This window comes from Mesotoga sp., assembly GCF_035363035.1.
In the GTDB taxonomy this organism is placed as follows: Bacteria; Thermotogota; Thermotogae; order Petrotogales; family Kosmotogaceae; genus Mesotoga.
On sequence record NZ_DAOSEH010000103.1, the window covers coordinates 1 to 6,378 of the forward strand.

The 6,378-nt window shown below is 51.0% G+C and carries 6 protein-coding genes; 3 read left to right on the plus strand and 3 right to left on the minus strand.

All coding sequences use genetic code 11. From position 1 onward, the window contains the following. Window positions 1-384: 384 nt before the first annotated feature. The gene (locus tag PKX57_RS10820; protein ID WP_470745421.1) at window positions 385-732 is read right to left on the minus strand and encodes a DUF3795 domain-containing protein; all 348 of its coding nucleotides are present in this window, start codon (window positions 730-732) and stop codon (window positions 385-387) included. Window positions 733-801: 69 nt separating this feature from the next. Next, complete coding sequence (locus tag PKX57_RS10825) at window positions 802-1,734, minus strand: WYL domain-containing protein (RefSeq protein ID WP_213920016.1); 933 nt, start codon at window positions 1,732-1,734, stop codon at window positions 802-804. A gap of 179 nt (window positions 1,735-1,913) precedes the next feature. On the opposite strand from PKX57_RS10825, the gene PKX57_RS10830 reads away from it, so the two are divergent. Next, the gene (locus PKX57_RS10830; RefSeq protein WP_472417270.1) at window positions 1,914-3,113 is read left to right on the plus strand and encodes an alpha/beta hydrolase family protein; all 1,200 of its coding nucleotides are present in this window, start codon (window positions 1,914-1,916) and stop codon (window positions 3,111-3,113) included. Here the strand turns inward: PKX57_RS10830 and PKX57_RS10835 are convergent. Further along, window positions 3,103-5,190 carry an efflux RND transporter permease subunit gene (locus tag PKX57_RS10835; RefSeq protein ID WP_472417272.1) on the minus strand — a complete coding sequence of 696 codons (2,088 nt, stop codon included), beginning with the start codon at window positions 5,188-5,190 and terminating at the stop codon, window positions 3,103-3,105. The two genes, PKX57_RS10830 and PKX57_RS10835, sit on opposite strands and share 11 nt — an antisense overlap. A 123-nt stretch (window positions 5,191-5,313) precedes the next feature. On the opposite strand from PKX57_RS10835, the gene PKX57_RS10840 reads away from it, so the two are divergent. Together PKX57_RS10840 and PKX57_RS10845 are read left to right on the plus strand one after the other, a co-directional pair. After that, a complete protein-coding gene (locus PKX57_RS10840) occupies window positions 5,314-5,799 on the plus strand; it encodes a MarR family transcriptional regulator (protein ID WP_213920440.1) in 486 nt (161 codons plus the stop codon). Continuing rightward, a partial coding sequence (locus PKX57_RS10845) for an NAD-dependent epimerase/dehydratase family protein (protein ID WP_472417274.1) occupies window positions 5,796-6,378 on the plus strand: 583 nt, incomplete at its 3' end. The genes PKX57_RS10840 and PKX57_RS10845, both read left to right, overlap by 4 nt.

The window sequence follows — 6,378 nt, forward strand, 5'->3', positions numbered from 1 at the left end:
TCGTGGTTTCCCTTCGAATACGCCCTGGGCAAGTTCATACTCAAGAAGATGGGTACAAAGGAAGCCAGAAGGAAATTGAGACTGCTGGAAACGATTAAACCCGGTATAGAGTGGAACCATAGAAAATAAAAAAAGGCCGGAAGCGCTTTCAAGCGTCTCTGGCCTTTTGCCGGTCTATGACTAAATTAAGCGTATATTTGTAATGGCTGAGTCTCTCTTTTCCGGGGCGGCGAAAGATATGTACACTACGCCGCCGAACTCCTTAACCAATTTCCTCGCACGATCGAAACACTCTCTTTCCAACATGGACAATACCCCCGTTCTCTCGAGCCTCCGGCTTAACACGGATATTCCGCCGGAACCGGGGAGACGCGACATCCCCGTTCAACTGCGCATTTCTATCTCCGAGTGGAGCCTGTCGAGTATCTTCTTCTCCTCCTGAAGCATTTTATGGAACTCTGTGAGCAACTGGCAGGAGTAATCGGCGCACTCGGCGCAGGTTTCTTTGATTTTCTGTTCCAACGCGCATTTCCTTATCCCGCACTCTTTGCAGTAGGAGAACAAAGGACCGCCACTGTGACAACCCAGACAGTTTATATCTTCCTTCTTTATGGAAGAGTGAAACATCTCCGACCACTTGGCGGCCGTTTCGGTCCTCAACCGGTCGTTGTTCTCGTAAGTCGCGATGTATGCCGGACAATTCGCACAATCGATTCCACAGAAAGCTAACATCTTCACCTCGATCACCTCCGAGAGAATACTATCAGAAATAATATGACATAAGTGAGTCATATTTGGAATTTATGTATACCTATTCAACATAGATATCAATCTCTTTTTTATTTCGTCTTTGAGAGACCCGGGCTCTATAACGATTATATCCGCTCCAAAAGAGAGAATCGTCGAATACAACCACTCGTCTAGCGGCCAGAAAACCTCCACCAATCCGGTGCCGTCTGGTATAAATTTGATTGCCTTTCTTCCAAAGGTATCTACGGCCCTTGCCCGAACCTTCGAGGAGATTTTTATGACTATCCTTTCCAGCTTTTCCTGCCAGTCGATGGAGTTCTCCACACGCTTCTTTTCGAGCTCTTTCTCCCTGCGCGTAAAACTCTCCGTGGTTATCTCCAGTTCATCCATGCGAGAGAGTTTGAAGAACCTGTAATCGTCCCTGAGCAGGCAATACCCGTAAAGGTACCATGTGTAGCCTTTGAAGACGAGCGACATGGGTTCCACTCTTCTTCTCGATTCCTGACCCTTGTTGTTCATGTATCTGAAGGAAATGAGAAGGCTTTTCGAAATGGCTTCCCTGATCTGCGAAAGCATATGCTCCTCTATCTGACTGGAGAACCACGGCGAGATATCCAGAAAGAGAGACCTTCTCCCCTCTATCTTTTCCTGCTGTTCTCTCGAGAGAAGCCCTTTTATCTTTTCGAGCGCGCTCGTTATGGAGTCGCTGTCGAGAGCGTTTCCCAGTCCTTCCAGAGCGACGATCGAGGATAGCAGTTCGTCCTGGTTGAAGAGTGTGCTGGAGAGTCTGTACCCTTCCATTATTTCGACGCCTCCGCCGCTTCCGCGAACCGTGACCACGGGTATACCGGCCATCGACAGCGCATCGAGGTCCCTGTGTATCGTCCTGCACGAGACGCTGAACCTCTCGGCCAGTTCGCGAACCGGAACTCTTCTCCTGCCAAGCAAGACTATGGTGATTCCCAGTAACCTCTCCACTCTCATAAAGATCTCTCCAGATGAACGGATTTCGTGAGCCACAACTGTATTCTCTCATCATTTTACAGGATTTGAATCGCGGTTCGATGTGGCCGCAAATTCACCGGCCATCATGGTAATTTCGGTGATGACTCTTTCGAGGCGCTGTTTTCCGATATTTTTTATGCGATAATTGAACCGAGGTGATGCTTGTGAAGAGAAAAAAGGGAATTATAGATACCGGTATTCTCATCGGACTCTCTCTGGCGGCCGTCGTCGGTCTGATGGTTTATCTCTTTCCGACCGTGACCTGGCCCTCTCCCGGCGGCCGGTACGATGTGGGATTGAAGATAATCGAGCTCGAAGACAAATCCAGGCAGGACCCCTTCGCCGACGTCACCATGTCCAGGAGGCTGGTCGTGGATGTCTGGTACCCGGCCGCTGATACGGCGGGCAACAGGAGGAGTCCCTGGTTCAGGAACGCCCCTCTGTTCATAAACAGTCTGGCCAGCAACTACGAGCTGCCGGCGATTATTTTCCAGCACCTCAGAACCGTGAAATCCAACTCCTACCTTGAGGCCGAACCTCTGATGATCGAAGGCGGCGCACCCGTGGTGATATTTTCACCCGGTACTCCGGCCATCGTACCTCTCTACTTCTCTTTCGCAGAGTATCTCGCCAGCAGGGGATATGTGGTGATAGGGATAGAACACCCTTACGGGGCGGCCGTCGTGGAGTTTTCCGACGGTACGCAGGCGCATTTTTCAAGAGAGAGGGCCGAGCAATTTCCCGGCGCGGATAGTTTCGAAGAAGGAGTAAGACTTGGAATGGAACTGATGGCCGGCGACTTCTCCTTCGTGATCGATGAGTTAGAGAACATGGCCGACGGTGACAGGCTTCCGGTAGGTTTTTTCGATACCGACAGAATAGCGGTCTTCGGTCATTCCGGCGGTGGAGGCGTGATTCAATTCCTCTCGCAGCGAGAGAAGAGGATCGATGCGCTGATCTCCTTCGACCCGGCGCTCTTCGTAATGACCGACGATGAACTCAAGGTGGGGATGAATATACCGGCTCTCATTATGGAAACTGGCAATTGGCTGGAGAGAGAAGAGGCGGGGAATCTTCACCTTCTGACAAATAGTGGTGAGGTTAAACCGTATCTCCTAAAGCTACCTAACGCCAACCACCCGGATTTTGCGATGCTGGACCATCTGTCGCCGCTGGCCCATTACCTGGGCTTCACCGGCACTTTCATGACCAGCGGTGGCGAGGAATACCTATACAAATCCATAAACAGTTTTCTCGAGTACGCCTTCGGCGAGAGGTCAGAAAAGGAGTTCCTGGAGACTTTACTCTCTCGCAAAGATGTGCAGCTCTTCATAGGAGACAGGGAGATCAACCGGTAGTTTTCTTCCTGCTCCTGATTATGTGCGGTATCAGCGTGAGCGTCAGTATCGCGCCGGTGACCATGCCGATGGCAAGAAGCAATCCCAGCCCTGAAAACAGCTTCAGTGGAGCGAATACGAGAGTTGCGAAGCCCGCCGCAAGCGCTACGGTGTTGGAAAATATAGCCGGTTTTACTTCCTGCCTGGCCCTGTAGATATCTTTCGTTTCTATGAACCTGTTGATGAGATGGATCGCGTAATCTATGGTCATTCCCAGCAGTATTCCCGCGACAATCGCGGTAGAGATCTCCAGTTTAATGCCCAGTATAGCCATGTAAGAGAAGTTGAAGAACACCGACATGGCTATCGGAAGAACCGACACTATCGCCAGCTTGAAGGATCTGAAGACAACTATCAGGAGCAGAGTTATGACTATCAAAGCCCATACGATCGTGCTCACCTGGCTGGCGAGGATCTCGCTGTTGACACCGGATATTATCAAGAGGGGCGAGGCTATGTATGGAGAGTACTGAGGGTAGTCCTCGAGGAGTTCTTTCAATTCGGCTTCGAGCCGCTGAGAGCTGACGGCATCGGTGTTTGGAGTCTTGACCAGCAATCTTATCGAGTTGCCCACCATGTACTGCTGAACAGGCAGATCGCCGCTGCGTGCCGACAGCTGGAGTAATGGCAGCGGTATGTTGAAGGCCTTCGAGACATCCATTATCGAGGAAACTCCCCTGACCTGAGAGAGTTCTTCTATATCGCCAATGAGTTTCGACAGGGTCTGGGCATCGCCACCGGTGAAGAGGCTGTTCTTGTTCAAAACGACGTAGAAAGGCATGTTCCAGCCGAATTCCTCTCTGATCGTCTCGGCAGATTTCACGATCGTGGAGCTCTTCCTGAAATAATCGAACTGGTCGAAGTTGTTTTCTATTCTCGATATGAGGAAGGGCGAAACGACCGCAAAAACGATTATCGTCACAAGCACGATTCTGTCGATCTTCGCCGTCCTCTCGCGTGTTCCGCCTTTGAACCGGAGCTTTCTCTCCACCGCGGGAAGATCTACGAAAAAGAGGAAGGCCGGAAGCGCCACCAGGACAAGCGCCGAGCTCAACATGATTCCGAGCGAGACCATTATACCCAGCTGCCTGAAGGCTTCCAGACTGCTGACAAGAAAGGTCAGAAAGCCGACCGCAGTCGTGAGCGCCGAGAGGAAGACCGGGACCAGCTCCTCGCGTATGGTGCGCTTGAGAGCCAGATGTCTTTCCAGAACTCTCCTGTTCGTGATATACCTATCTATGAAATGGAGTCCGTAGGACGAGGAGATGATTACTATGAAAAGCCCCACGGTGGAGGTGAGAATGTTGATATCGAAACCGATAATGACTCCCAATCCGTAGGTCCAGAGAGCGGCGATGATCGAGAGTATCGAAGGGATGACCGCCGCGCGAAAGCTTCCCAGCCGCAGGTAATATATGAAGCAGATGAGACCGAAGAGGATAGGGGGATATACCACCAAGAGCGATAGTATAGAACTGTTCAATTCCTCATCGACTATCGGTTCACCGCTGGCGTGGAACTCCATGCCCTCGAGCGAGTCTCCGGCCACTTTCAGAATGGCTTTTATATCGGCACCGTCAGCCACGTTTATCGGTATGAGCGCGACTTCTCCTCCCCCATCCAGAAGGTTGTCCAGGTAGAGCGGGTTGTCGAGTATCTCCCGGGCGTTTTCCGCGGGAAGGCCTTCTTCAAAGTAAGGCTGGACGTTCGTACCGCCGATCAGGCTCACTTTGGCAGCGTCCTGATATGAGTTGTAACTCACGACTCCTTCGATCGAGGAGAGTTTCTGGAGAAAGTTGTAGATCTTGAGAGAGTTTTCCTTCTCGAAGAGACCGTCGGTCTTGACCACTATGATGATCTGCTTCTCTTTTCCGAAAAGGCTTTCCATATTACGCATGTTTTCTCTGGAAGGAGACTCCTCCGGGAGAAGAAATTCGCTGGATACGTTGATCTCCAGCTTCAGAAGGAATAGACCCATAACCACCGTGGCAACTGCGAACAGGACGATTATAGATATAGAGATCTTTCGATTGATCATAACGGACGGCCCCCTTTGGTAGAATTTTACTACTCTTACCAGAATAGTAATGTTTATGCACAGTAAAATTTGTTGATAGTTAAATGTTTAAACTGTTATAATTACTTCAGAGGAGGTGCAGCAATGAGTGGGGGAGGCAAGGAAATCAGTCCAGAAAATATACTGGAGGCCGTTTTCGATTTGATCCGGAACTTCACGAAGTTCTTCTCTTTCAGCATAGAAGCCGAAGAGATGAAGACGATAGAGCTTTACATACTTTTATACGTCGCGCTCAAAGGGCCACAGAATATGTCTTCGCTGGCGAAGGAGTATTCTATGACCAAAAGCAACATCACTCTTCTTGTGGACGACATGGAAAAAAAGGGTTATCTGGCCCGCGTCCGTTCGGAGGAAGACCGAAGGGTAATCATGATCAATCTCACCGAAAGGGGTACGGCTCTCTACAGAAGCTTTCTGTCCAGCTTCTCGGAGCTGATCGCCATCTTCGTGAAGAACGTCAGCCCCGAAGATCTTGCGATCATCACCGAGGGCTTCGAGAGAATAACGGGCATCGTCATCGAAAAGTGGTACGCCGACTCGGTCGGCGACCGTGGGAGTGATCGGCCGTGATACTTGTGACGGGTTCTACCGGTCATGTGGGCAACGTTCTCGTGAAGGAGCTGGTGAGCCAGGGCGAGAGCGTGAGGGCCATAGCGCTCCCCGGAGAGGACGTATCGATGATAGATCTTCCCGGAGTGGAGATACTTCGGGGCGATATAAGGGACAGAGACTTCGTGATCGCTGCCTGCAAAGGAATAGATACTGTCTATCATCTGGCCGCGCTCATATCCATAATGCCCACCATGAAGAAACAGGTGAGAGACGTCAACATAGGCGGTACGGAAAACGTGATCCACGCCTGCAAAGCTCAGCGAGTGGGTAGGTTGATCTACACCAGTTCGATCCACGCCTTCACCGAGCTGGAGCCGGGGAGTTTCATAGATGAAAACGTTCCCTTCAATCCGGCGCGCACGAGCGGAGTTTACGGAAAATCCAAGGCCGAAGCCGTGCTCAATGTCCTGACGGCCGCCAGGGAGGGACTGAACGCCGTCGTGCTCTGTCCGACAGGGATCATAGGACCCTTCGATTACAGACTGTCGGAAATGGGAAACATGATAAGACTCTTCGCCTCGGGCAAGTTGAGAGTGG